Origin of the sequence: Geodermatophilus nigrescens (assembly GCF_900129495.1) — a bacterium.
Taxonomy (GTDB): Bacteria; Actinomycetota; Actinomycetes; order Mycobacteriales; family Geodermatophilaceae; genus Geodermatophilus; species Geodermatophilus nigrescens.
The window spans coordinates 506,134-530,481 of sequence record NZ_FQVX01000001.1 but is presented as its reverse complement, the minus strand read 5'-3'; the positions used below and the strand labels follow the sequence as shown (position 1 = coordinate 530,481).

At 76.7% G+C, this 24,348-nt stretch carries 28 protein-coding genes; 15 read left to right on the top strand and 13 right to left on the bottom strand.

The genetic code is table 11. From position 1 onward, the window contains the following. Positions 1-19 precede the first annotated feature (19 nt). Positions 20-493 carry a YflT domain-containing protein gene (locus BUE37_RS02570; protein WP_073418472.1) on the top strand — a complete coding sequence of 158 codons (474 nt, stop codon included), beginning with the start codon at positions 20-22 and terminating at the stop codon, positions 491-493. A gap of 4 nt (positions 494-497) precedes the next feature. Here BUE37_RS02570 and BUE37_RS02565 read toward each other — a convergent pair whose 3' ends face one another. Beyond that, a complete protein-coding gene (locus BUE37_RS02565) occupies positions 498-1,298 on the bottom strand; it encodes a TrmH family RNA methyltransferase (protein ID WP_083628212.1) in 801 nt (266 codons plus the stop codon). Between the two features lie 50 nt (positions 1,299-1,348). Here BUE37_RS02565 and BUE37_RS02560 point away from each other — a divergent pair, with 50 nt between their 5' ends. The 5 genes from BUE37_RS02560 (at position 1,349) to BUE37_RS02540 (ending at position 5,523) form a co-directional block, all read left to right on the top strand. Continuing rightward, positions 1,349-2,302 carry an NAD(P)/FAD-dependent oxidoreductase gene (locus BUE37_RS02560; RefSeq protein WP_073419499.1) on the top strand — a complete coding sequence of 318 codons (954 nt, stop codon included), beginning with the start codon at positions 1,349-1,351 and terminating at the stop codon, positions 2,300-2,302. Next, complete coding sequence (locus BUE37_RS02555; protein WP_083628208.1) at positions 2,302-3,342, top strand: ABC transporter permease; 1,041 nt, start codon at positions 2,302-2,304, stop codon at positions 3,340-3,342. The genes BUE37_RS02560 and BUE37_RS02555 overlap by 1 nt, the downstream gene beginning before the upstream one ends. 68 nt (positions 3,343-3,410) lie before the next feature. Next, positions 3,411-4,133 carry an ABC transporter ATP-binding protein gene (locus BUE37_RS02550; protein WP_073418468.1) on the top strand — a complete coding sequence of 241 codons (723 nt, stop codon included), beginning with the start codon at positions 3,411-3,413 and terminating at the stop codon, positions 4,131-4,133. After that, entirely contained in the window at positions 4,130-4,906 is a 777-nt protein-coding gene (locus BUE37_RS02545) for an ABC transporter permease (protein ID WP_245794254.1), read from the top strand. The genes BUE37_RS02550 and BUE37_RS02545 overlap by 4 nt, the downstream gene beginning before the upstream one ends. Beyond that, entirely contained in the window at positions 4,822-5,523 is a 702-nt protein-coding gene (locus tag BUE37_RS02540) for a TetR/AcrR family transcriptional regulator (protein ID WP_217651096.1), read from the top strand. The genes BUE37_RS02545 and BUE37_RS02540 overlap by 85 nt, the downstream gene beginning before the upstream one ends. Here the strand turns inward: BUE37_RS02540 and BUE37_RS02535 are convergent. Continuing rightward, positions 5,520-6,323 (bottom strand): thioesterase family protein, encoded by an 804-nt coding sequence (locus BUE37_RS02535; RefSeq protein WP_073419495.1) that lies wholly within the window; start codon positions 6,321-6,323, stop codon positions 5,520-5,522. The two genes, BUE37_RS02540 and BUE37_RS02535, sit on opposite strands and share 4 nt — an antisense overlap. 28 nt (positions 6,324-6,351) lie before the next feature. On the opposite strand from BUE37_RS02535, the gene BUE37_RS02530 reads away from it, so the two are divergent. Further along, complete coding sequence (locus tag BUE37_RS02530) at positions 6,352-7,320, top strand: aldo/keto reductase (protein ID WP_073418466.1); 969 nt, start codon at positions 6,352-6,354, stop codon at positions 7,318-7,320. Here the strand turns inward: BUE37_RS02530 and thpR are convergent. From thpR to BUE37_RS02505, 5 genes are all read right to left on the bottom strand, one after another. Beyond that, on the bottom strand, positions 7,289-7,843 hold the full coding sequence (gene thpR, locus BUE37_RS02525) for an RNA 2',3'-cyclic phosphodiesterase (RefSeq protein WP_281248061.1): 555 nt from the start codon (positions 7,841-7,843) through the stop codon (positions 7,289-7,291). The genes BUE37_RS02530 and thpR overlap by 32 nt on opposite strands. Before the next feature lie 20 nt (positions 7,844-7,863). Further along, positions 7,864-8,289: a hypothetical protein gene (locus tag BUE37_RS02520; RefSeq protein WP_073418462.1), complete on the bottom strand. Its 426-nt coding sequence runs from the start codon at positions 8,287-8,289 to the stop codon at positions 7,864-7,866. Positions 8,290-8,392: 103 nt separating this feature from the next. After that, positions 8,393-9,676, bottom strand: a complete 1,284-nt coding sequence (locus BUE37_RS02515; protein ID WP_083628206.1) for an MFS transporter — start codon at positions 9,674-9,676, stop codon at positions 8,393-8,395. Further along, entirely contained in the window at positions 9,673-10,107 is a 435-nt protein-coding gene (locus BUE37_RS02510; RefSeq protein WP_083628203.1) for a MarR family winged helix-turn-helix transcriptional regulator, read from the bottom strand. The genes BUE37_RS02515 and BUE37_RS02510 overlap by 4 nt, the downstream gene beginning before the upstream one ends. A gap of 31 nt (positions 10,108-10,138) precedes the next feature. After that, on the bottom strand, positions 10,139-11,683 hold the full coding sequence (locus tag BUE37_RS02505) for an NCS2 family permease (RefSeq protein WP_083628201.1): 1,545 nt from the start codon (positions 11,681-11,683) through the stop codon (positions 10,139-10,141). 108 nt (positions 11,684-11,791) lie between these two features. Here BUE37_RS02505 and BUE37_RS02500 point away from each other — a divergent pair, with 108 nt between their 5' ends. Then, positions 11,792-12,034, top strand: a complete 243-nt coding sequence (locus tag BUE37_RS02500) for a DUF2530 domain-containing protein (RefSeq protein ID WP_073418460.1) — start codon at positions 11,792-11,794, stop codon at positions 12,032-12,034. 17 nt (positions 12,035-12,051) lie between these two features. Here the strand turns inward: BUE37_RS02500 and BUE37_RS02495 are convergent, their stop codons facing one another. Further along, the gene (locus BUE37_RS02495; protein WP_245794252.1) at positions 12,052-13,353 is read right to left on the bottom strand and encodes an ArgE/DapE family deacylase; all 1,302 of its coding nucleotides are present in this window, start codon (positions 13,351-13,353) and stop codon (positions 12,052-12,054) included. A gap of 139 nt (positions 13,354-13,492) precedes the next feature. Here BUE37_RS02495 and BUE37_RS02490 point away from each other — a divergent pair, with 139 nt between their 5' ends. Then, the gene (locus tag BUE37_RS02490) at positions 13,493-13,930 is read left to right on the top strand and encodes an Lrp/AsnC family transcriptional regulator (RefSeq protein ID WP_073418458.1); all 438 of its coding nucleotides are present in this window, start codon (positions 13,493-13,495) and stop codon (positions 13,928-13,930) included. 47 nt (positions 13,931-13,977) lie between these two features. On the opposite strand, the gene BUE37_RS02485 is transcribed toward BUE37_RS02490, so the two are convergent. After that, positions 13,978-14,790 carry a DUF3027 domain-containing protein gene (locus BUE37_RS02485; RefSeq protein ID WP_073418456.1) on the bottom strand — a complete coding sequence of 271 codons (813 nt, stop codon included), beginning with the start codon at positions 14,788-14,790 and terminating at the stop codon, positions 13,978-13,980. Between the two features lie 101 nt (positions 14,791-14,891). Between BUE37_RS02485 and BUE37_RS02480 the strand changes: the two genes are divergently transcribed. After that, a complete protein-coding gene (locus BUE37_RS02480) occupies positions 14,892-16,526 on the top strand; it encodes an MFS transporter (RefSeq protein ID WP_073418454.1) in 1,635 nt (544 codons plus the stop codon). Further along, positions 16,523-17,035 (top strand): DUF2771 family protein, encoded by a 513-nt coding sequence (locus tag BUE37_RS02475; protein WP_073418452.1) that lies wholly within the window; start codon positions 16,523-16,525, stop codon positions 17,033-17,035. The genes BUE37_RS02480 and BUE37_RS02475 overlap by 4 nt, the downstream gene beginning before the upstream one ends. 10 nt (positions 17,036-17,045) lie before the next feature. On the opposite strand, the gene BUE37_RS24940 is transcribed toward BUE37_RS02475, so the two are convergent. Together BUE37_RS24940 and BUE37_RS02465 are read right to left on the bottom strand one after the other, a co-directional pair. Next, positions 17,046-17,441, bottom strand: a complete 396-nt coding sequence (locus BUE37_RS24940; protein ID WP_073418450.1) for a cold-shock protein — start codon at positions 17,439-17,441, stop codon at positions 17,046-17,048. Positions 17,442-17,521: 80 nt separating this feature from the next. Next, complete coding sequence (locus tag BUE37_RS02465) at positions 17,522-18,115, bottom strand: nucleotidyltransferase family protein (protein ID WP_073418448.1); 594 nt, start codon at positions 18,113-18,115, stop codon at positions 17,522-17,524. 72 nt (positions 18,116-18,187) lie between these two features. On the opposite strand from BUE37_RS02465, the gene BUE37_RS02460 reads away from it, so the two are divergent. Both BUE37_RS02460 and BUE37_RS02455 read left to right on the top strand, forming a co-directional pair. Beyond that, a complete protein-coding gene (locus tag BUE37_RS02460) occupies positions 18,188-18,955 on the top strand; it encodes an endonuclease/exonuclease/phosphatase family protein (RefSeq protein ID WP_073419491.1) in 768 nt (255 codons plus the stop codon). Between the two features lie 49 nt (positions 18,956-19,004). Beyond that, positions 19,005-19,322 (top strand): hypothetical protein, encoded by a 318-nt coding sequence (locus BUE37_RS02455; protein WP_073418446.1) that lies wholly within the window; start codon positions 19,005-19,007, stop codon positions 19,320-19,322. A 45-nt stretch (positions 19,323-19,367) separates the two neighbouring features. Here the strand turns inward: BUE37_RS02455 and BUE37_RS02450 are convergent, their stop codons facing one another. Together BUE37_RS02450 and BUE37_RS02445 are read right to left on the bottom strand one after the other, a co-directional pair. Continuing rightward, on the bottom strand, positions 19,368-19,595 hold the full coding sequence (locus BUE37_RS02450; protein ID WP_073419490.1) for a hypothetical protein: 228 nt from the start codon (positions 19,593-19,595) through the stop codon (positions 19,368-19,370). A 95-nt stretch (positions 19,596-19,690) separates the two neighbouring features. Next, positions 19,691-20,242: a hypothetical protein gene (locus BUE37_RS02445; protein ID WP_245794251.1), complete on the bottom strand. Its 552-nt coding sequence runs from the start codon at positions 20,240-20,242 to the stop codon at positions 19,691-19,693. A 37-nt stretch (positions 20,243-20,279) separates the two neighbouring features. Between BUE37_RS02445 and BUE37_RS24705 the strand changes: the two genes are divergently transcribed. Together BUE37_RS24705 and BUE37_RS02435 are read left to right on the top strand one after the other, a co-directional pair. Next, positions 20,280-22,541: a helicase-associated domain-containing protein gene (locus BUE37_RS24705; RefSeq protein WP_073419488.1), complete on the top strand. Its 2,262-nt coding sequence runs from the start codon at positions 20,280-20,282 to the stop codon at positions 22,539-22,541. Positions 22,542-22,582: 41 nt separating this feature from the next. Then, positions 22,583-24,268: a DNA repair helicase XPB gene (locus BUE37_RS02435; protein ID WP_073418444.1), complete on the top strand. Its 1,686-nt coding sequence runs from the start codon at positions 22,583-22,585 to the stop codon at positions 24,266-24,268. Positions 24,269-24,348 lie beyond the last annotated feature (80 nt).

Below are 24,348 nucleotides of genomic sequence, written 5' to 3'. Positions count from 1 at the left end.
GCCCGGGTACCCACCCGGCATGTCGATGTCGGTGTCCATGCCCCTCGGGGGCGTCCAGGTCGGGTCCTACGACAGCTACCAGCAGGCGCAGGCGGCGGTGGACCACCTGTCCGACGAGAAGTTCCCGGTCGAGAACGTCACGATCATCGGCTCGGACCTGAAGATGGTCGAGCGGGTCACCGGCCGGCTCACCTGGGGCCGCGCGCTCGCGGCGGGCGCGGCCAGCGGCGCCTGGTGGGGTCTGTTCGTCGGCCTGCTGCTGGGGATCTTCGCGCCGAGCGGCACGAGCTGGATCAGCTCGGTGCTCACCGGCCTGCTCATCGGTCTCGTCTTCGGCGCGCTGTTCGCCGCCATGGGCTACGCCGCCACCCGCGGCCAGCGCGACTTCACCAGCGTCTCGCAGGTGACCGCGAGCCGGTACGACGTCATGTGCGACCCCTCGCGCGCCGAGGACGCCCGCGCGATCCTCGCCCGCTGGTCGCTGCGGAACTGAGCGACTAGCGCAGCGTCGCGAACGCGACGGCGGCGGCCGCGGCGACGCCGAGGGAGTCCACGCCCGCCCGCATCGGGATCCGCGCGCGCACCCGCGCCGCCGCCTGCGCCTCCGGGGTGAGCCCCGGGCCCTCGGCGCCGAGCAGGACGGCGGTGCGGGGGTGCGCCCGCGGGTCGACGTCGCCGAGGTCGACGGCGTCGGCGGCCGGGGTCAGCGCCACGGTGAGGTAGCCGGCGTCGTGCAGCCGCGCGAGCCCCCCGGGCCAGTCGGGCAGGACGGCGAAGGGCAGCGCGAGCACGTGTCCCATCGACACCCGCACCGACCGGCGGTACAGCGGGTCGGCGCAGCGGGGGTCGAGCAGCAGCCCGTCGACGCCCAGGGCGACCGCCGAGCGGGCGATCGAGCCGAGGTTCTCCGCGTCGTTGAGCGCCTCGAGCACCGCGAGCCGCCGGGGCGCGGCCGGGTCGGGCCCGGCCAGGAGCGCGTCCAGGTCGGCCGGCGGGCGCCGGTCGGCCGAGGCCAGCACCCCGCGGGTGAGCCGGAATCCGATGAGCTCCGACAGAGCCCACTTGTCCATCTCGTAGGCCGGCACCCCCGGCGGCAGGTCCAGCTCGGCCAGCCGCCCGGGGACGCCGAGCACCGCCCGCACCCGGTACGGCGAGGCCAGCAGCCGCTGCACCGCGGGGACGCCCTCCACGATCACCGGGCCGGTGCCGCGCTCCCGGCCGGCCGGCCGGTCGCCGGCGTGCAGGTCGCGGAAGTCGGCGACCCGCTCGTCGGCGACGTCGGGGATCGGCTCGGCCACGGGGGCATCCTCCCCGAGCGCCGCGGCGGTGCGCCCCGCAGGATCCAGTGGTGCGCAACGAGACCGTCGTCGTCGGAGCCGGCATCGCCGGCGTGGCCTGCGCCCGGGCGCTCGCGGACGCGGGGAGGCCGGTGCGCGTGCTCGACCGCGGGCGCCGGCCCGGCGGCCGGATGGCGTCGCGGACGCTGGAGGGCCGGGCCACCGACCTCGGCGCCAGCTACCTGACCGCCTCCGACGGCTCGCCGTTCGCCGCCGTCGTCGACGGGTGGATGGACCGCGGGCTCGCCCGCCCGTGGACCGACACGTTCGCCGTGGCCGGGCCCGACGGGATCCGCGAGACCCGCAGCGGCCCGGTCCGCTACGCCGCCCCCGGCGGGCTGCGCTCGCTCGTCGCCGACCTCGCCGGGGGCCTCGACGTCGCGCAGGAGCACGCCGTCGAGCGGGTGGGGCCGGGCCCGCGGGTCGACGGCGAGGAGGTGCCCGCCGTCGTGCTGGCCCTGCCCGACCCGCAGGCCCGCCGCCTCCTGCCCGCCGACCTCGCGGGCCGGCTCCTCGGGGACGAGGCGGAGCACGGCTGGCAGCCCACCCTCGCCGTCGCGCTCGGCTGGGACGCGCGGCGCTGGCCCGCCGACCTGCACGGCGCCTTCGTCAACGACGACCCGGTGGTCGAGTGGGTCGCCGACGACGGCGACCGGCGCGGCGACGGCGCCCCGGTGCTGGTCGCCCACACGACGCCGGGCACCGCCGCCGCGCACCTGGACGACCCCGCCCGCGCGGTGCCCGAGGTGACCACGGCGGTGTGCCGGGCGCTGGGCATCGACGCGCCGCCGGCGTGGACGCACGTGCACCGCTGGACGTACGCGAAGCCGACCGCGCCGCGGGAGGAGCCCTACGGCCTGGCCGACGGGGTCGGCGCGTGCGGCGACGGCTGGCGGGCGCCGTCGAAGGTGGAGAGCGCCTGGACCTCCGGGCACCTGCTGGGCACCGCGCTGGGCCGGGCCTGATGCCCGGCGGCGTCGCTCCCCCGCCCGGCCCGCCGGACGAGGACGCCGAGGCCGAGCGCTCGGGCGGCTCGCGGGGGAAGGCCGCGGTGCGGGCGGTCCTGGTGCCCGCCCTGATCGCCGTCGTCGTGGGCACCGCGTTCGTCGCGGTGTTCCTCGCCGCCTTCTCCGACCCGCGCCCGCACGACCTGGCCGTCGGGGTGGCCGGCCCGCCGGAGCAGGTGCAGCAGGTGCGCGACGGGCTGGAGCGGGACCGGCCCGGCGCCCTGCGGGTGGTCCCGCTGGCCGGTGGCCCGGAGGCGGCGGAGGCGGTGCGCCGCAACGACGTCTACGGCGCGCTCGTGCTCGGCGGCCGGGCGCCGCAGCTGCTCGTCGCCGGCGCGCACGGGCAGGGCGTCACCCAGACCCTGACCCAGGCGTTCGGCCCGGTCGCGCAGCAGGCCGGCGCCCAGCTGGAGGTGCAGGACCTGGTCCCGCTGGCGGCCGGCGACACCCGCGGGCTGGCGATCTTCTACGCGTCGTTCGGCGTCGTCCTCGGCGGCTTCCTCTTCGGGATCCAGACCTACCAGGCCGCCCCGCAGCTCGGGCTGGCCAAGCGGATCGCCAGCGCGCTGCTGTTCGCCTCCGTCTCCGGGGTCGCGGTGGCGCTGCTCGCCGACGTCGCGTTCGGCTCGGTCCCGGCCGGGTTCCTCGCGGTGGGCGGGCTCGTGGCCCTGCTCGCGCTGTCGATCGCCTCGACGGCGGCGCTGGTGCTGCGGCTGATCGGCTCCGCGGGCACGTTCGTCACCTCGGTCGGGCTGCTCATCCTCGGCAACGCGACCAGCACCGGGAACCTCCCGGCGGAGTACCTGCCCGGCTGGCTGCAGCCGCTCGCGGGGATCCTGCCGCCCGGCGTGGCGGTGCGCGCCCTGCGCGGCGTCACCTACTTCGAGGGCGACGGGGTGGCGCGGGCGTACGCGGTGCTGGGCCTCTGGTGCGTGGTCCCGGCCCTGCTCATCGTGCTGGTCGACGCGGTGGCGAGGCGGCGCGCCCGGACCGCTTGACCACGGCGACGGAACTCACCTAGCGTTGAGTTCATCAGGCGTTGAGTTCTCGCCCTCGGGAGGCCTCCATGACCGACGCCGTCACCGTCACCGACCTCGTCGTCGACCGCGGGCACCGCCGCGTGCTGCCCGGGCTGTCCTGCGCGGTCCCCGCCGGCCGGGTCACCGGCCTGCTCGGCCCCAGCGGCAGCGGGAAGACGACGCTGCTGCGGGCGCTCGTGGGCGTGCAGCGGATCCGCTCGGGCACGGTCACCGTGCTCGGCGAGCCCGCCGGCTCCCCCGGCCTGCGCTCGCGGGTCGGCTACGTCACCCAGGCACCGAGCGTCTACCCCGACCTCACCGTCCGGGAGAACGCCCGCCACTTCGCCGCCCTGTACGGCCGGAGCGCCGCGGCGGCCGACGACGCGCTCGCCGCCGTCGGGATGGCCGGCGCCGCCGGGCAGCTGGTGGCCGACCTCTCCGGCGGGCAGCGCGGCCGGGCGTCGCTGGCCTGCGCGCTGGTCGGCGAGCCCGAGCTGCTGGTGCTCGACGAGCCCACCGTCGGCCTGGACCCGGTGCTGCGGGTCGAGCTGTGGGACCGGTTCCACGCCCTGGCGGCGGCCGGCACCACGCTGCTGGTCTCCAGCCACGTCATGGACGAGGCCGGCCGCTGCGACCGGCTGCTGCTGCTCCGCGAGGGCGTCCTGCTGGCCGACGTGACCCCTGGGGAGCTGCGCGAGGACGCCGGCACGGCCGACCTCGAGGAGGCCTTCCTGACCCTCGTGCGGCGCGGGGAGCAGGTGGCGGCGTGAGCACCGTGACCGCCGTCCTGAGCCCCCGGCTCACCGCCGCCACCACCGGGCGGGTGCTGCGGCAGCTGCGCCACGACCACCGTACGATCGCGATGATGGTGCTGCTGCCGAGCCTGCTGCTCGGCCTGCTGTACCTGCTCTGGCGGGACGTGCCCGCGCTGCCGGGGCAGCCGACGGTGTTCGACCGGGTGGGGCTGACGATGCTCGGCGTCTTCCCGTTCGTCGTGATGTTCCTGGTGACCAGCATCGCCATGCTGCGCGAGCGCACGTCGGGCACTCTCGAGCGGCTGCTGACCACGCCGCTGTCGCGGCTGGACCTGCTGCTCGGCTACGGCACGGCGTTCGGGCTGGCGGCCGCGGTCCAGGCCGCCGTCACGGTCACCGTGGCGACGACGCTCTACGACCTCGACGTCGCCGGGTCGCTGTGGCTGGTGGTCCTCATCGCCGTCGCCGACGCCCTGCTCGGGGTGGCGCTCGGCCTTCTGGCCAGCGCCTTCGCCCGCAGCGAGTTCCAGGCCGTGCAGTTCATGCCGGTCGTCGTCCTGCCGCAGTTCTTCCTCTGCGGGCTGCTGGTGCCCCGCGAGCAGATGGCCGGCTGGCTGCAGGCCGTCAGCGACGTGCTGCCGCTGACCTACGCGGTGGAGGCGCTGCAGGAGGTCGGGCGGTCGTCCACCGGGACCGGCACGATGTGGACCGACGTCGGCGTGGTGGCCGGCGCGGCGGTCCTCGCCCTCGCCCTGGCGGCGGCGACCCTGCGGAGGAGGAGCAGCTGAGCCCAGCGCGGCGCCCGACCGGACGGCGGCCGGGCAACCCCGGCACGCGGGCGGCGGTCCTCGACGCCGCCCGCGCGGCCTTCGCCGAGCGCGGCTTCGACGCGACGTCGATCCGCGCGGTGGCCACCGCGGCCGGCGTCGACCCCGCGCTCGTGCACCACTACTTCGGCACCAAGGACAAGCTCTTCCTCGCCGCGATCGAGGCGCCGGTCGACCCCGGGACCCTCCTCCCCGAGGTGCTCGAGGCCGGCCCCGAGCGGCTCGGCGAGAGCGTCGTCCGCCTGCTGCTGCGGGTCTGGGACGGCCCCGCCCGCCCCGCCGGGCTGGCGCTGGTCCGCTCCGCGGTCGGCAACGAGTGGACCGCCCGGCTGCTGCGCGAGTTCCTCGTCTCGCAGGTGCTGCGCCGGGTGGTCGGCACGCTCGACCTGCCGCCGGCCGAGGCGGAGGCCCGCGGCGCGCTCACCGCGTCGCAGCTGATCGGCGTGGTGATGGCCCGCTACGTGCTGCGCGTGGAGCCGCTGGCCTCGGCGCCGGCCGAGGAGCTGGTGGCCGCGGTCGGGCCGACCGTGCAGCGCTACCTCATAGGCGACGTCGCGCTGCCGGGCCGCCGGGACTAGCGGGCGACGCGGGCGAGCTGGCGGGCCTGGGCGACCAGCCGGCCGGCCGAGTCCCAGATCCGGCACTCCTCGTCCGACCAGCCGCCGGTCACCTCGGTGGAGCGCGACTCGACCAGGCACCAGCCCGGCGCCGGCAGCGCGCGGACCAGCACCTGCAGCTGCACGGTGGGCGCCCAGCCCGGTCGGCCGACGGCGAACGCGGTGGGCGGCAGCGCGTCGGCGAACAGCAGGAGGGCCAGTGGGTCGGGGTCGCGGCCGTCGGCCAGCCGGATCCAGGCGCGCAGCAGGCGGGTGTCGGAGGGCCGGCCCACCGTCCAGCCCGCCGTCGCCGGGTCCAGCCGGGTGTCGATCTGCCGGGCCAGCCCCACCGCCGGGCCGCCCTCGGCGGTGCGGGTGGCCACGCACTCGTCGGGGCCGGGCACCTCGGGCACCGGGTTGACCGAGTAGTCGCTGCCGTCGCGGCCGAGGGTCGCCGTCGTCACCTGGACGGCGAGCGAGGGGCCGCCCGCGGGGCTGAGCAGCACCGAGGCGTGGGCGAGCGTGCGCCCGCCGGGCCCCGCGGTGACGGTCAGGTCGGCCGGGCCGCCCGGGGTGGCGCGCAGGTAGCTCGCCGACAGCGCCACCGGGTGCGGGTGGGGGCTGTCGAGCAGCGCCGCGCGGGCCACCACGCCGAGCAGGTAGCCGCCGTTGAGGACGCCGGCGCCGACGTCCCAGGCCGGGTCGAGCTCCGCGCGGATCCCGCCGCCCTCGGTGCGGGTGACGGCGGTGGCGCGGTCGAAGGCGGACCCGTTCTGCGGCACGGCCGCCAGGGTGCCAGGGTGCTCGGACGTGGAGTACACGCACCTCGGACGCAGCGGCCTGTCGGTGTCCCGGCTCTGCCTGGGCACGATGAACTTCGGGTGGAAGACGGAGGAGGGCGACTCGCACGCGGTCATGGACCGGGCGCACGAGGCCGGGATCAACTTCTTCGACACCGCCAACGTCTACGGCTTCGAGGCCGGCAAGGGCCGCACCGAGGAGGTGATCGGCACCTGGTTCGCCCAGGGCGCCGGCCGCCGGGAGCGCACCGTGCTGGCCACCAAGGTGTACGGCGGGATGTCCGACTGGCCCAACGACACGTTCCTGTCGGCCCGCAACGTCGTGCGGGCCTGCGACGCGTCGCTGCGCCGCCTGCAGACCGACTGGATCGACCTGTACCAGTTCCACCACGTGGACCTCGCGACGCCGTGGGAGGAGATCTGGCAGGCCTGCGAGACGCTGGTGGCGCAGGGCAAGGTGCTCTACGTCGGCTCGTCGAACCACGCGGCCTGGCAGCTCGCCGCGGCCAACGAGGCCGCCGCCCGCCGGCACTTCCTCGGCCTGGTCAGCGAGCAGTCGCACTACAACTTGCTCACCCGGCACGTGGAGCTCGAGGTGCTGCCGGCCGCGCGGCACTACGGCATCGGCGTGATCCCGTGGAGCCCGCTGGCGCAGGGGCTGCTGGCCGGCGTCCTCGGCGAGCAGGAGGGCGCCCGGCGGCAGATGGAGCGCAACCGGGAGCGGATCGAGGCGCACCGGCCCGCGCTGCAGGCCTTCGAGGACGCCTGCCGCGAGTGGGGGCTCGCGCCGGCCGACGTCGCGCTGGCCTGGCTGCTGCACCAGGACGGCGTCACCGCGCCGATCGTCGGGCCGCGCACGATGACCCAGCTCGAGGGGTCGCTGGCCGCACTCGACGTGACGCTGGAGCAGGCGCAGCTCGACCGGCTCGACGAGGTCTTCCCGGGCTTCAGGGCCGCCCCGATGGAGTACGCCTGGTAGCGAAGGCGGCCAGCGGCTCGTGCCGGCCGGCGGCGCTGCGCACCAGTGTCACCTCCGCCAGCGGCCAGTCAGGCCCGCGGTAGCCGGACAGCCGGCCGGGCAGGTCGGCGTCCGCGGGGCGGCGCGGGTCCCAGCGGCCCAGCGTGAGGTGCGGCCGGAACGGCCGGTCCCCCACCGGCAGGCCGAGCCCCCGGGCGGCGCCGGCCAGCCGCCCGGCCAGCTCGGCGAGCACGCCCACGTCGCCGTCCACCCCGGCCCAGAACACCTGCGGCCGGCGCCGCGGGCCGAAGCGCCCGGCGCCGGCCAGCCGCAGCGTGGCCGGCGGGGTCGGGACGACGGCGGCCCCGACGGCGGCGGTCAGGCCGGGCAGCAGCTCCGGCGGCACCGCGCCGAGGAACAGCAGCGTGAGGTGCCAGCGGGCCGGGTCGCCCCAGCGCGGCGCGCCGGGGGCCTCGCGCAGCGGCTCCAGCGCCGCGGCGAGCGAGGCACGGGCGCCCGCGGGCGGGGCGGCGGCGACGAACAGCCGCAGCGGCGCCGGCCCGCTCAGCGCACCACCAGGCCGGCCGCGGCCAGCGCCGTCTCCACCCGCAGCCGCTCCACGTCGCGCGGGAAGCCGGGCGGCAGGCGGCGCAGCGTCGTCGGCACGGCGAACTGGGCGGCCGCCTCGACCAGCACGTCGTCGTAGGCCGCCTGGAAGCCGCGGCGGCGCACCTGCGGCGACCCGGCCGGCACCCCGTCGAGCTGGCGGGCCAGCCGGCGCAGGTCGGCGGCGACCGCCTGCACGGGCCGGTGCACCGGGGCCGGGGGCGCGGTGCCCGCGGCGGCCTCCCGCGCGCGGCGGCGGGCGCGCAGGTCCTGGGTGAACTGGCCGGAGAACAGGCGGAAGAGGAAGCCGAGCGCGGCGAAGGCGCCGACGAGCATCGCGGTGATGCCGGCGAGCTGGAGCAGGGCGGGGACCATCGGGCTCATGCGGCGCGCTCCCGTGGCGACCGGGGGACGGCGGTGGCCGCGACGGTACGTCGGCGGAGTGTCGTGCGCCACGTCGCCGGTCAGGACGCCGGTCAGGGCGCCGTCAGGGCGCCGGCGCGGCCGCCGCGGGCAACCGGCGGGCGCGCAGCAGCGACAGCCCGGCCGCCACCCCGGCGACGACGACGACCGCACCGCCGAGTGACATCCCCCACCGTGCGCCGAGGTGCTCGCTCACCCAGCCGACCAGCGGCGCCCCGAGCGGTGTGCCGCCCATGAAGCAGGTGAAGTACAGCGCCATCACCCGCCCGCGCATCTGCGGGTCGGCGCCGAGCTGGACGAAGCTGTTGTTGGCCACGCTGAACACCAGGGCCGCGGCACCCGTGGGCACCAGCAGGACGGCGAACGGCCAGAACCCGGAGACCAGCCCGCACACCACGGTGAGCAGCCCGAAGACGACCGCGGACACCACGAGGAACCGCCGTCGCGGGCGGGCGCTGCGCCGGGTGGAGACGAACGCGCCGGACAGCGAGCCGACCGCGAACAGCGTGGAGAGCAGGCCGAAGCCCTCCGCGCCCAGGCCCAGCACCTCGCGGGCCATCAGCGCGATGGTCACCTGGAAGTTGAAGCCGAAGGTGCCGATGACGAAGGCCAGCACCATGGCCAGCCGCAGGTCGGCGCGGTTCCAGGCGTAGGCCAGCCCCTCGCGCAGCTGCCCGCGGCCGCGGGCCACCGGCGCGCTGCGGTGCAGCTCGTCGGGCCGCATCGCCGACAGCGCGCCGATCGTGAACACGAAGCTGGCGGCGTTGACGAAGAACGCCGGCGCGGTGTCGCCGCCGGCGGCGCCGATGAGCAGGCCGGCCAGCGACGGGCCGACCAGCCGGGCGCCGTTGAAGATCGTCGAGTTGAGCCCGACGGCGTTGGCGAGCAGGCCGGGGCCGACCATCTCCGAGACGAACGCCTGCCGGACCGGCGCGTCGACCGCGGCCACCGAGCCGAGGCCCGCGGCGAGGACGAACACGTGCCACAGCGCGATCGCGTCGGTGACCACCAGCGTGGCCAGGCACAGCGCGAGCAGGCCCATGAGCGCCTGGGTGACGACGAGGACGCGGCGCTTGTCGTGGCGGTCGGCCAGGATCCCGCCGAGCAGGCCGAGGACCAGCGTCGGGCCGAACTGCAGCGCGGTCACCAGCCCGAGGGCGACGCCGCTGTCGCCGGAGAGCTGCAGCACCAGCCAGTCCTGGCCGATGCGCTGCATCCACGTCCCGGTCAGGCTGACCAGGTTCGCCGACGCGTAGAGCCGGAAGTTGTGCACCCGCAGGGAGCGGAAGGACCCGTGGCCCGGATCCGCGGCCTCCGCGGTGGCGGTCTCAGCAGCCGTGGACGTCACCCACCGGCGAGCTCCTCCATGATCTCGGCGGCCTCGCGCAGGACGGCCCGCTTCTCCGGGGTCAGGCTCTGCAGCCGGCCCGACAGCCACGCCTCGCGCGCCCGGGCCTCCTCGGTGAGCAGCGTCTCGGCGGCGTCGGTCAGGCCGATGACCACCTGCCGGCCGTCGGTCGGGTGCGGGGTCCGGGTGACCAGGCCCCGCGCCTCGAGCGCGACGACGACGCGGGTCATCGACGGCGGCTGCACCCGCTCGTGCGCGGCCAGCTCCCCCGGGCTCATGGGGCCGTGCCGCTTGAGCGTCGACAGCGCGGCCAGGTGGGTGAGCGTGACGGAGGTGTCGACCCGCTGGTTGCGCAGCCGCCGGGAGAACCGCATGACGGCCAGGCGCAGGTCGTGGGCGAGCGCCGCGGTGTCCAGCGTCGACCTCGTCACGGGGTCAGCCTACCCGGGTCGTTAGCAGTGCTCAGAACAGTTGCTGGAGCGGCTCCAGCGCGAAGTAGACGAGGAACAGCACCGCGATGACCCACATCAGCGGGTGGACCTCGCGCCGCCGGCCGACCGCCGTCCGCAGCAGCACGTAGCTGATGACGCCGGCGCCGATGCCGTTGGTGATGGAGTAGGTGAAGGGCATCAGGGCGATGGTGAGGAAGGCCGGGATGACCAGGCTCATGTCGTCCCACTCGAGGGTGCGGATCTGGCTGATCATCAGCGCGCCCACGATCACCAGCGCGGGGGCGGCGGCCTCGGACGGCACCACCTGCACCAGCGGCGTGAAGAACATCGCCACGAGGAACAGCACGCCGGTGACGACGCTGGCCAGCCCCGTGCGGGCGCCGTCGGCGACGCCGGAGGCGCTCTCGATGTAGGTCGTGTTCGACGAGACGCTCGCCGCGCCGCCGGCCGCGGCGGCGATCGAGTCGACCAGCAGCACCGGCTGGGAGCCCGGCAGGTTGCGCTTCTCGTCGAGCAGGCGGCCCTCGGCGCCGACCGCGGTGACCGTGCCGACGGTGTCGAAGAAGTCGGCGATCATGATCGAGAAGACGATGAGCAGCGCGGCGACGACGCCGATCCGCTCGAACCCGCCGAACAGCGAGAACTGGCCGACGATCGACAGGTCGGGGGCGCCGACGACCTCGTCGGGCAGCGCGGGCACCTGCAGCGCCCAGCCGCGCGCGTTCTCGGTGCCGTCCTCGGCGAAGCGGGGGCCGACGTCGGCCACCGCCTCGACGACGATCGCCAGCACGGTCGAGACGACGATGCCGATGAGCAGCGCGCCCTTCACCCGGCGCACGACGAGCACCGCGGTGAGCAGCAGGCCGACGACGAACACCAGCAGCGGCCACCCGGCGAGCTGCCCGCCCACGCCGAAGCTGATCAGCGGCGAGCCGGGCCGGATCACGCCGGCGTCGGCCAGGCCGATGATGGTGAGGAAGAAGCCGATGCCGACGGCGATCGCGGTCTTGAGCTGCGGCGGGATCGCCTCGAACACCGCCCGGCGGAACCCGGTGAGCACCAGCACGGTGATGAGCAGGCCCTCGAGCACGACCAGGCCCATGATCTCCGGCCAGGACAGCTGCGTGGCCGCGAAGACGGCGACGATCGCGTTGATGCCGAGCCCGGTGGCCAGCGCGAACGGGTAGCGGCCCACGACGCCCATGACGACGGTGAGCGCGCCGGCGACCAGCGCGGTCACCGCGGCGACCGCGCCGAAGGGCAGCGTGGCCCCGGTGACGTCGGCGCCGGACAGGATGATCGGGTTGAGCACCACGATGTAGGCCATCGTGAAGAAGGTGGTCAGCCCGCCGCGCACCTCGCGGCCGAGCGTGCTGCGCCGGGCGCTGATGCCGAAGTAGCGGTCCAGCCCGTTGCGCGGCCGCAGCTGCGGGCCGTCGCTGCGGCGCGGGGCCGGCGTGCCGGCGGCGACGTCGGCGGGGGTGTCCCCGGTCGCCGTCCGCGCGGCGGGCCGGGCGGCGGAGGCACCGCGGGAGGGTCGGGACTTCTCGGGCATGCGGGCTCCTGCGTGCTGCTGCGACCGGGCGACGAGCGGCAAGAGCGTGCCACACGCCGCGCCGGCCTCTCCGCAGGATCGCGAGCGGGCGGGCCTAGGGTCGCAGGCGTGCCCGGCCCCCTGAAGCAGGCTCCGCCCCCGCTGCGCGTCGACACCGCCCGCGTCGTCCTGGCCGGGATCGGCGTGTGGGTGGTGGCGCTCGTCGTCGTGCTGCTGCTCGGCGACCGGCTCGACCGGACCTGGACCTGGACGTGCGTGGCCGGGATCGGGCTGCCCTTCCTGGGGCTCGCGATCATGCGCTGGCAGGGCCAGCTCGGCCGCCGCGGGCCCGACGCCGACCCCGACCGCTAGCCGCCGGCGGCCCGCCGCTACGCCTGCAGCAGGCGCACCGTCGCCAGGGCCAGCACGCGGGTGACCGCGGTCAGCTCGGTCAGGTCGACGTGCTCGTCGTAGGAGTGCGCGTGCACGACGTCGCCGGGGCCGTAGTGCAGCGTCGGGACACCCTCGGCGGCGTAGAGCCGCAGGTCGCTGCCGTAGGGCACGCCCCGTTCCCGCGGCGCGGTGCCGGTCAGGTCGGCCTGGGCCGAGGCCACCACGTCCCGCAGCGGGGCGCCGGCCGGCGTGCGCCCCGGGGCGAACTGCCCGCCGGGCCACGTCACCTCCACCGGGTGTGCCCGCAGGAACGGGTGCCCGGCGCAGGCGGCGGCCAGGCGCTCCTCGACGGCGGCGCGCGCGTCGGCCGGGTCCTCGTCCAGGCGCACGCCCAGGCGGCCGGTGGCGGTGAGGGAGTCGGGCACGGTGCTGGCCCAGTCGCCGGCCACGACGGTCCCGACGGAGAGCGTGTGCGCGACGGGGTACTCCGCCATCAGCGGGTCGACGACGGCGTTGCGCTCGGCCTCGAGCTCGCGCAGCACGGCGTCGAGGTACCCGAAGTGCTCCACCGCGCTGTGCCCGGCCCAGCGGGTGCTGCCGTGCGCCGGCTCGCCCGGGACGACGAGCCGGAAGGTGAGCGCGCCGCCGGCCGCGGTGGTGAGGGTGCCGCTGGTGGGCTCGGTGATGACACAGGCGTCCCCGCGGTGCCCGCGGGCCAGCGTCGCGAAGGCACCCAGGCCGCCGTCCTCCTCGCCGCCGACCAGGTGCAGCGCGAGCCGGCCGGGCAGCCGCACGCCGCTGGCCAGCACCGCCTCGGCGACCGCCAGGTTCGCGGCCACCCCTGCCTTCATGTCGCAGGCGCCGCGGCCGTACAGACGCGGACCGGCCGGCCGGGGGGTCCACGGGTCCCCGCCCCAGCGCCGGGGGTCGCCGGGCGGGACGACGTCCACGTGTCCCTGGAGCACCACGGTCGGCCCGTCGCCGGTCCCGGTCGAGGCCACCAGCCCCCACGCCTCGCGCCGCGGCACCTCCGTGCCCGGGAAGCCGGGCCGGGCGGCGAGCGCGTCGACGTCGAGCCGCCAGTGGTCGACGTCCATCCCGGCGCGCGCGGTGCGCTCCGCCAGGCCGGCGAGCAGGTCGGACTCGGCGTCGCTGCCGGTCACGCTGGGCACGCGCACGAGGTCGGCCAGGGTCCGGTGCAGCGCGGCGACGTCGAGGGCGTCGAGGACGGCCTCCTCGACCCGGCTGGTCCCGCCCCGCGGCGCCCCGGTCTCGGGCGCCCACCCCGTCAGCGTCACGTCTCCTCCTCCGCTGGCCGCCACCGTGGCGAGTGGAGGGAACGCTAGGGAGCCCGGGCGTCCGGCGGGAGTCCCATCGACTGCGTCCGACCTACGATCCGTTGCGTCTACAGGGCACCCGACGCAACGGAGGACCGCGGTGGACGAGCTGGACAGGGCGATCGTGCAGCGGCTCGTGCGCGACGCCCGCAGCACCTACGGCCGGATCGGGGCGGAGGTGTCGCTGAGCGCCCCGGCGGTGAAGCGGCGCGTCGACCGCCTGCTCCGCAGCGGGGCGATCCGCGGGTTCACCGCCGTGCTCGACCCCGCCGTGCTCGAGTGGTCCGTGGAGGCCTACGTGTGGGTCTACTGCGAGGGGGCGCCGGACCCGGAGGAGGTGCGCCGCCAGCTCGAGGACGTGCCCGAGGTCGTGCAGGCGACGACGATCTCCGGCACCGCCGATGCCGTGCTGCGGCTCCAGGCGCGCGACACCGCCGAGCTCGAGCGCGCCGTGCGCCGGCTGCGGGCGCTGCCCACCGTCGCGCGGACGGAGAGCGCGGTGGTGCTCTCCCGGCTCATCGACCGGCCGCGGAGCTGAGCCCGCGGAGCTGAGGCCGCGGAGTTGAGGCCGCGCGGCCGCGGTGGTCAGTCGGTGAGGACGTCGAAGTCCGCGGTGTCGTAGCGGGCCGACGTCACGACCTCCGCCGGCTCGCCCGCGGCCAGGGTGGCCTGGCTGTGCGCGCCGCAGCCGTACTCGACGGCGACGACGCGGCCGTCGGCCGGGGAGTACTCGTTGCCGCAGGCGCCGAACAGGCCGCGCAGCGACCCGGCCAGGGGCAGGAAGAAGCCACAGGTGCCGCACGGCCCGGGGGCCTGTCGGGCCATCGGGGCGCGCGGGCCGAAGTCGCCGGCCAGCCAGCGGGCGGCGGCGCCGCCGCGGCCCTCGGGCGACAGCACCCGCTCGCGGCCCAGGCCGATCTCGGTGGCCAGGGCCTGCGCCTCGGGGTCGGCGGCCGCGTCGTCGTCGGCGGTGTAGGAGGGGACGAGCCGCGGGTCGTCCTCGGTGGCCGGGAGCACGTCGCCGACCGACAGGTCGCCGGGGCGCAGCCGCTCGTGCCAGGGCACCCAGGCCGGCGCCAGCAGCGCGGCGTCGCCGGGCAGCAGCACGACCTCGTCGACGGTGACCTCGCCCGCGCCGGGGACGGCGGCCAGGGTGACGGCCCAGTGCCAGCCGGCGTAGCCGGGCAGCCGGCTGGCGAAGGAGTGGGTGACCACCGCGCCGAGCGCGGCCTCGTCCACGCCCCCGGCCGCGGGGCCGAGCGGCTCGGCGGCCGCGCCGAGGTGCTCGCCGACCAGCGCGGGGTCGCCGGCCGTCTCCTCGGCCGCGGCGCGGGCGGTGTCGACGGCAGCGGTCAGCACGTCACTGCCCGCGGGGGCGGGGTCGGGGTCCGGGCGCACCCGTCCATCGTCCCAGACGCGCCGGGAGGCACCCGCGCGCCGGGCCGGGACCGTGATCACGGTCGCCCCGGACGCCCAGGTCGGTACGGCACCATGGGGGCGTGCCGTCCTCGCGTCCGCCCGGGTCCCGCCGGGGTCCGCTGCGCCGCGCCCGGACCGGGCCGCCCCCGCCCGACCGGATGGACACCGCCCCGCTCGACCTCCCCCCGCCGGGGTACGGGCCGCCGCCGGGGTACGGCCCGCCGCCGTACGACCCGGGCTACGGCCCGCCGCCGCAGGCCCTGCCCCCGGCACCGCCGACGGTCCCGCAGCCGGAGCCGGCGCCCGCGCCGCAGTCCGCGGCGGAGCCGCGGGTCACCGTCACCCGCGTCGCCGTCGCCCGCAGCCGGGAGTTGACCCGCGCCGGTGTCGCCCGGGTCCGGCGGGCCAGCCGGGCCGACGGCGCCGGGGAGAGCGGGCTGACCCACCTGCTGTGGGTCAACGCGATGCACATGGCCGGCGACGCGATGATCGCCGTCTCGCTGGCCGGCACCCTGTTCTTCGCTGCGGCGGCCGACGCCCAGCGCGGCAACGTGGCCCTCTACCTGCTGGTGACGATGGCGCCGTTCGCCGTCGTCGCGCCGGTGATCGGCCCGCTGCTGGACCGCCTGCAGCGCGGCCGCCGCTGGGCGCTCGGCGCGGCCTCCTTCGGGCGGGCGCTGCTGGCGCTGGTCATGGCCGCCCACCAGGACGACTGGTGGCTCTACCCCGCGGCCCTCGGCGTGCTCGTGCTGTCCAAGGCGCACAACGTGCTGCGCGCCGCCGTCGTCCCGCGGGTGCTGCCCGGCGCGATGTCGCTGACGTCGGCCAACGCCCGGCTGTCGGTGTTCGGCCTGGTCACCGCGGGCGTCTTCGGCGGCGTCGGCGCGGGGCTGGCCTGGGCGTTCGGCTTCCCGCCCCTGCTGTGGGTCACCGCGGTCGTCTTCGCCGTCACCGGCGTCCTGGCCGTCCGGCTGCCCCGGCACGTCGACGTCCCCACCGGCGAGCAGCCCGCCGACGTGCTGAGCACCGGCGAGGCCCCGGTGGCCGGCCGCCGGCGCCGCCCGGTCAACCCGCACGTGGTGCTCGCGCTGCGGGCCAACGCCGCGCTCCGCGGTCTCGGCGGCTTCCTCACGATCTTCTCGGCGTTCCTGGTGCAGGCCACCGTCGAGGGCGGCTGGGAGTCCACGCTGGCGCTCGGCGCGATCGCCGGCGCCGCGGGGGCCGGCAGCGTCCTGGGCACCGGCGTCGGGTCGCGGCTGCACTCCGCCGACCCCGACCGGGTGGTGGTCTGGTCGGCCGGCGTGGCCGCCGCCGTCACCGTGCTCGCGGCGGTCTTCTTCGGCCTCGCGACGGCGGCCGCGGTCGCGGGCGTCTCGGCGGTCGCCAACGCGCTGGGCAAGGTCGCGCTCGACGCGATCATCCAGCGCGAGGTCCCCGAGAGCCTGCGGGCCTCGGCGTTCGCCCGCTCGGAGACGGTGCTGCAGCTGGCCTGGGTGGTCGGCGGCGCCATCGGCATCGCGCTCCCCCCGATCGGCTGGCTCGGGTTCACCGTGGCCGCCGCGCTGCTCGTCCTCGCCGTCGGCCTGGTGCTGTGGACCCCGCGGCGGCGCAGCTGGCGGCCCGTCGACCCCGAGGCACCCACCGTGCCCGGCGCCGGACCGCAGGCCTGGCCCGCGCCCGACGCCCCGACCGTGCCGGAGGCACCCCGCCCGTGAGCTCCTCCCCCCGCGCCGCCGCCCTCGTCCTGGCCGGCGCGCTCCCCGTCGTGCTGGCCGGCTGCGGCGGCCCCTCGGCGTCGGACACCCCGCCCGACGTCACCGTGACCGCCGGGCCGCAGGAGGTCACCGCGCGCCCCACGCAGTACTGCGCCGAGGGCGAGGGCCAGCGCTACAGCGGGGTGACCCCGCCGATCATCGAGGTCTCCCCCGGCACCCCGATCGCGCTGACCGTGCCCGACGACGTAGCCGCCAACGGCTGGAGCGTGCAGGTCTTCGACGAGCGGCTCGAGGAGCGGATCGGCGAGGTCGACGTCGAGGCCGGCACGACCACCTACGAGGGGATCACCAGCTCCGACGTCGTCCCGGCGGCGTTCTACCTCGTCGTCGTCGAGGACCGGCACGGCGAGTGCCTGCTGACCGGCTCGTGGCCGGTCGGCTTCCTGCGTGCCGGCGGCGAGGTGGTCGAGCCGACGCCGACGGCGCCGTCGGCCACCCCCGCCGGCTGACCCGCGGGCCTCAGGCCTCCAGGTCGCCGGCGACGGCGCGCAGCACCGCCGCGACCTTGCGCGACTCGGCGCGGTCGGGGTGCCGGCCGCGGCGCAGCGAGGTGGAGACGTCGTCGAGCAGCCGGATGAGGTCCTCGATGATCGGGACCAGCTCGTCGGGCTTCTTCCGCTTCGCCTCGGCCACCTTGGCCGCCACCGACGGCAGCGGGTCGAGGACGCGGACCTGCAGCGCCTGGTCACCCCGCCGGCCGGCGACGATGCCGAACTCCACCCGCTGGCCGGGCTTGAGCTCGGCCGTGCCGGAGGGCAGCGCGTCCTTGTGCACGAAGACGTCGGGCCCGTCCTCGCGCGAGAGGAAGCCGAACCCCTTCTCGGGGTTGAACCACTTGACTCTGCCGGTGGGCACGGTGAGATCCCTCGGTCGCTCGCTGGGGTGGTCCGGCACGGGTGCCGGCGTCGGCGGCAGGACTGCCGCGCGTCCCCAGGTTAGCCGTCCGCCCGGACGCCCCCGCCGTCCGCGAACTCCGCCGGGTCGACGACGCCGAGGCGGCCGAGCAGGTCGAGGAAGACCGAGGCGAAGTCGTTGTCGGCGACCTCCCGGCGCACCGTGGCCCAGTCGACCTGCTCGCGCAGCGCCCGCGCCACGGGCAGCAGGCGGGCGAGGTCGCAGTAGTGCTCGTCGAGGGCCATCAACTTGGTCGTGAGGATGTCGGTGGCCGCGAGCACGGGCATGTGCACCGACAGCACGGGCCGCTCCTCGGAGCGCTCGATGAGGTCGGCCTCGACGGGGTGGCCGCAGGTGCGCCACAGGACGTCGACGAACGAGTTGCCCTGGACGACCTTGGTCAGCCAGTCCTCGGCCGGGTCCTCGACCTCCAGGCCGGCGTCGCGCAGGACCTTCACCGCCCGCTCGGCCTCGTCGGCGGTCACCAGGAAGTCCGCGTCGTGGTCGGGCTCGGGTGCGCCGCGGACCCACGCCGCGTAGCCGCCGCACAGGGCGAAGGGCACGCCGCCCTCCTTGAGGGCCACGGCGGTGCGCTTGAGGAGGTCCCGGATCTCGTCGCGGTCGGAGGGCTGCACGGGGGTGCTGCTACCCGGCGCCGAACTGCTCACGCACGGGTGAACCGGCACCGCCCGGGGCACGGGGAGCGGGTGCGCATCGCGACCTTCAACATCCTGCACGGGCGCTCACCGGAGGACGACCGGGTCGACGTCGACCGGCTCGCCACGGCGGTGAAGGCGCTGGACGCCGACGTCCTGGGCCTGCAGGAGGTCGACCGCGACCAGCCGCGGTCGATGAACGCCGACCTGACCGCCGTGGCCGCCGAGGCGATGGGCGCCGTCGACTCCCAGTTCGTCGCCGCGCTGTCGGGCACCCCCGGCGGGACGTGGATGGCGGCGACCGGCGACGAGCAGCCCGGCGCGGCGAGCTACGGCATCGCGCTGCTCTCGCGGCACCCCGTCGTCTCCTGGCGGGTGGTCCGGCTGCCGGCGCTGCGGGGCCGCGTGCCGGTGTGGTTCCCCGGCGCCCGGGCGCCGAAGCTGGTCAGCGAGGAGCCGCGGGTCGCCGTGGCGGCGGTGGTGGACGGCCCGCACGGGCAGTTCACCGTGGCCTGCACCCACCTGTCGTTCGTGCCGTACTGGAACACGGTGCAGCTGCGCCGCCTCGTGCGGTCGATGCGGGGCACGCGCGAGCCGCTCGTCGTGCTCGGCGACCTCAACATGGAGCCGCCGAAGGCCCGGCGGGTCAGCGGACTGCGGCCGCTGGCGTCGGGCGCGACGTTCCCGCTGGAGGAGCCGACCCGGCAGCTGGACCACGTGCTGGTGCGCGGCGGGCTGCGGGCGACCGGCCCGGCCGAGGCGGTGCGGCTGCCGCTGTCGGACCACCGCGCGCTCGTGGTGGACGTCGAACCCACCTGATCGGGCAGGCGGTTGGCGTCGTGACAGTGTCCGGTGTCACGATGCGCACATGGCTGCCGACGTCGGGACCCGTGCGTTCACCCTGGTCGCGTCGGCGGTGCGCGTGGTCGCGTCGCTGGTCGCCGTCGTCATCGTGGTGCACGCGGTCTTCACGTTCTTCGAGGCGAACCCGGCGAACTCGCTGGTGTCGGCCGCGGCGTCGGTGCGCCGTGACCTCGGCTGGTTCACCGTCGACCTGTTCCGGCCGTCGGACCCGAAGACCGGCGAGACGGTCAACGCCGCGCTGGCCGCGCTGATCTGGGTGGTGGCCGGCAACCTCGTGTCGAGGCTGCTCACCCGGCTGGCGCCGTCGCCGTCCCGGTCCTGACGCGCCCGCGCCGCCGCCGGATCCGGCGGCGGCGCGGGGAGGGGCTCAGGGGCGCCGGTTCTCCGGCAGCTGCACCCCGGCCCGGTTGGGCTTGTCGGTGGGGTGCGCGTAGCGGATCCGCTCCGGCGGCAGGGGGAAGCTGTGGTCCTCGCCGAACGGGGACAGCGACCCGGCCATCTCACCGAGCAGCTCGGTGACCGGCGGGCCGGCGTTCTCCGACTGTCCCCAGGTCGGCTCGACCAGGTGGGCGTGCTTCTCCTTGCGCTTGGCCATGTCGCCTCCGTGCTCCGGGCGCACCCCGGGGGTGCGCGTCCCCGCCATTCTCCCGTGCGCGGGCTCCTACCCGCAGCAGGCCTCCCCCGACACGGTCAGCGCGGCCGCCGGGCCGTGCGGGCGCCGAAGAGCGTGGGCAGCCCCTCGGCGGTGAGCACCCACTGCCCGCCGCCCACGGGTGCTGCGCGCACCTCGCCGCCGTCGAGGGCCTGCACCTGCCGGGTGCGCCAGACCGAGGTGCTCACCAGCCGCAGCCGCACCGGCTCGTCGTCGGGGTCCCACTCGTCGTAGCCCTCCGGCTCGAAGGCGACGATCGCCGGGCCGGCGATCCGCAGCAGCCCGCGCTGCCACGGGACGGCCGACAGCGCCCGCCGCCAGCGGGTGGCCCGGGCCAGGGCGCCGAGGCCCGCGGCCACCGCGCAGGCGCCGCCGACGGTGAGCGCGACGACGACGAGCCCGGCCAGCGGGACCGGGCGGCCGCGGTCGTCGGCGAGGCTGACCGCGACCGCGCCGAGCAGCACGGCGAGGACGACGGCGATGGCGCCGCCGACGAGCCAGCGCAGCGCGCCGGCCCGGTAGCCCTCGAGGGCGGTCCGGGTGTGCGGGTCGTCGGCGGCCGGTTGCACGACGTCATCGTCGCAGGGCACGGGCGGTGTCCCGGGCGGTGGACGTAACGTGGTCCGGATGCCTGCCGACCGTCCCGCCACGCTGGCCGCGTGGCTGCGCACCCGCAGTGACGCCCAGCTCGCGGCGCTGCTGGCCGCCCGTCCCGACGTGGCGCGCCCCGCGCCGTCGGACGTCGTCGCGCTGGCCAGCCGGCTGGCGGTGCCGGTCTCGGTCGACCGCGCGCTCGACGACCTCGACGCCGCCACCCTCCAGGTGCTCGACGTCGTGCTGCTCGCGCCCACCGACGGGGTGGACGCCGCCGAGGTCGTGGGCGCCCTGCGCGGACTGCCCGAGGACGTCGTCGCGGACGCGGTCGAGCGGCTGACCACGCGGGCGCTGCTGTGGGGCGACGACGTCCTGCACGCCCCCGACCAGGTGCGCCGCGCCGTCCGCTACCCCGCGGGGCTCGGGCGCCGCGCCGCCGAGCTGCGGGTGACGCTGCCGGCCGACCTGCCCGCCGCCGTCGCCGCGCTGGAGCCGGCCGAGCGGCAGGTGCTCGAGCGGCTGGCCGGCGACCGCCCGGTGGGTCACCTGCCCGAGGCCGGCGGCGGCACCGCGTCGCCGGCGCGGCGGCTGCTGCAGGCCGGGCTGCTGGCCCGCATCGACGCGCTCAACGTGGAGCTGCCGCGCGAGATCGGCCTGCTGCTGCGGGGCACCGAGCCGCTCGGCCCCTCGCGGGTGGAGCCGCGACCGGCGGTGGTCGAGCGCGACCGGGCCGTCGTCGACCGGCAGGCCGCGGGTGCGGCGCTGGAGGCGGTCGGGCGGATCGGCGAGCTGCTGGCGGTGCTCGAGGAGGAGCCGGCCGGGCTGCTGCGCAGCGGCGGGGTCGCCGTCCGCGACCGCAAGCGGCTCGCGAAGGCGCTGACGGTGTCGGAGGCCGACGCCGGGTGGCTGCTGGAGCTGGCCTTCTCGGCCGGGCTGCTCGACGTCGGCGGGCCGCACCGCGACGAGTGGCTGCCCACCCGCGGCTACGACCTCTGGCGGGAGCAGCCGCTGGCCGACCGGTGGGCGACGCTCGCCGCCGGGTGGCTGGCGAGCACCCGGCTGCCGTCGCTGGTGGGGCAGCGCGACGTCGCCGGGAAGGCGGTCAACGCCCTCTCCCCCGACCTCGTGCGGCACACCGCGCCGTCGATCCGCCGCTCGGCGCTGGAGGCGCTCGCCGGGTACCCGCCGGGCCGCGGCCTGGCCCCCGACGACCTGGTGGACCTGCTGCGGTGGCGCACGCCGCGGCGGGGCGACCGGCTGGCCCCGGTGCCGGACATGCTGGCCGAGGCCGCGCGCATCGGCGTCCTGGTGGGCGGGGTGCTGTCCTCGGGCGGGCGCGGGCTGCTGGTCGCCGGCGAGGAGGGCGCGTCCGACGGGATGCAGGGGCTGCTGCCCGAGCCGGTCGACCACGTGCTCGCCCAGCCGGACCTCACGCTGGTGGCGCCCGGGCCGCTGGTGGCCGAGCTCGCCGACACGCTGTCGGTCGTCGCCGACGTCGAGTCCTCGGGCGGGGCCACGGTGTTCCGGGTGTCGGAGGCGTCGGTGCGGCGGGCGCTGGACGCGGGCTGGTCGGCCACCGACCTGCACGAGTTCTTCACCCGCGCCTCGCGCACGCCGGTGCCGCAGGCCCTGGACTACCTGGTCGACGACGTCGCCCGGCAGCACGGGCGGCTGCGGGTCGGCTCGATCGAGTGCTACGTGCGCTCCGACGACCACGGCCTGCTCTCCCAGGTGCTCGGCGACCGGCGGACGGCCGATGCCGAGCTGCGCCGCCTGGCGCCCGGCGTGCTGGTCAGCGGGCTGGGCGCCGACGAGGTGCTGACCGTGCTGCGCGCCGCCGGGTACGCCCCGGCCGGGGAGTCGCCGGGCGGCGCGGTGCTCACCCGCCCGCCGGCGCGACCGCGGGCGGCAGGGCGCCGTCCCGGGCTGCCGGCGGCCGCGGCGGGCCGCCCGCTGACGGCGGCGGAGGCCGACGCCACCGTGCGCGAGATCCGCGCCGGCGACGCCGCCCTGGCCGCCCGGCCCGCGGCGCCGGTCCGGCAGGTCCCGGGGGTGACGACGGCGGGCACGCTGGAGGTGCTCTCCCGCGCGATCCGCGACGGCGTGCCGGTGTGGCTCGGCTACGTCGACGCGCAGGGCAGCGGCAGCCAGCGCGTGGTGCAGCCGGTGTCACTGGCCGGTGGTTTCCTCCAGGGCTGGGACGAGCGCCGGCAGGAGAACCGCACCTTCGCGGTGCACCGGATCACCTCGGTGGCGCTGGTCGAGGAGGAAGCACCGGCCGCCGGCAACGGTTGACCTGACAGACGCCCACCCGCCGAGGAGAGGCCACCCATCCCGTGAACGACGGACCCCTCATCGTCCAGTCGGACAAGACGCTGCTGCTCGAGGTCGACCACCCGCAGGCCCGCGACTGCCGCGCGGCCATCGCGCCGTTCGCCGAGCTCGAGCGCTCGCCCGAGCACGTGCACACCTACCGGGTCACCCCGCTGGCACTGTGGAACGCCCGCGCCGCGGGGCACGACGCCGAGCAGGTCGTCGACGCGCTGGTGCGCTACTCGCGCTACCCGGTGCCGCACGCGCTGCTGGTCGACGTCGCCGACACGATGGACCGCTTCGGCCGGCTGACGCTGCAGAACGACCCGGTGCACGGGCTGGTGCTCACCACCACCGACCGGGCGGTGCTCGAGGAGGTCGTCCGCTCCAAGCGGGTGGCCCCGATGATCGGCGCGCGGATCGACGCGGACACCGTCGTCGTCCACCCCTCCGAGCGCGGCAGGCTCAAGCAGGCGCTGCTCAAGGTGGGCTGGCCGGCGGAGGACCTGGCGGGCTACGTCGACGGCCAGGCGCACCCGATCGAGCTGGCGCAGGACGGCTGGCACCTGCGCGACTACCAGCACGAGGCCGTCGAGGGCTTCTGGGCCGGTGGCTCGGGCGTCGTCGTGCTGCCGTGTGGCGCGGGAAAGACGCTGGTCGGCGCCGCGGCGATGGCCCAGGCCGGCGCGACCACGCTGATCCTGGTCACCAACACCGTCTCGGGGCGGCAGTGGAAGCGCGAGCTCATCGCGCGCACCTCGCTCACCGAGGACGAGATCGGTGAGTACTCGGGCGAGCGCAAGGAGATCCGCCCGGTCACCATCGCCACCTACCAGGTGATGACCACCCGCCGGAAGGGCGAGTACCGGCACCTGGACCTGTTCGACGCGCAGGACTGGGGCCTGATCGTCTACGACGAGGTGCACCTGCTGCCCGCGCCGATCTTCCGGCTCACCGCCGACCTGCAGTCCCGCCGCCGGCTGGGGCTCACCGCCACGCTGGTGCGCGAGGACGGGCGCGAGGACGACGTCTTCTCCCTCATCGGGCCCAAGCGCTACGACGCGCCGTGGAAGGACATCGAGTCGCAGGGCTACATCGCCCCGGCCGAGTGCATCGAGGTGCGGGTGGCGCTCGACGACGAGGAGCGGATGACCTACGCCGTCGCCGAGCCCGAGGAGCGCTACCGGATCGCGGCCACCGCCACGTCGAAGCTCCCGGTGATCCGGCGGGTGCTCGAGCGGCACCCCGACGAGCAGAAGCTGGTCATCGGCGCCTACCTCGACCAGCTCGAGGAGCTCGGGCGGGCGCTCGACGCACCGGTCATCCAGGGCTCCACGACCAACCGGGAGCGGGAGAAGCTGTTCGACGCCTTCCGCCGCGGCGAGGTCAAGACGCTGGTGGTCTCGAAGGTCGCCAACTTCTCGATCGACCTGCCGGAGGCCGCGGTCGCCGTCCAGGTGTCGGGGACCTTCGGCTCGCGGCAGGAGGAGGCGCAGCGCCTCGGGCGGGTGCTCCGCCCCAAGGCCGACGGCCGGCAGGCGCACTTCTACACGGTCGTCAGCCGCGACACCCTCGACGCGGAGTACGCCGCCCACCGGCAGCGGTTCCTCGCCGAGCAGGGCTACGCGTACACGATCGTCGACGCCGCCGACCTGGCCGGCCCGGGCGAGGTCAACGGCCCCGACTGGGTCGACGAGCCCGCCGACTGAAGAAGGACCACCCTTCCCCCCACGCCTCGCAGGCTCGGCGTGGGCCCCTGAAGGGTGGCCGGACCGCGGCCACTTGGTCC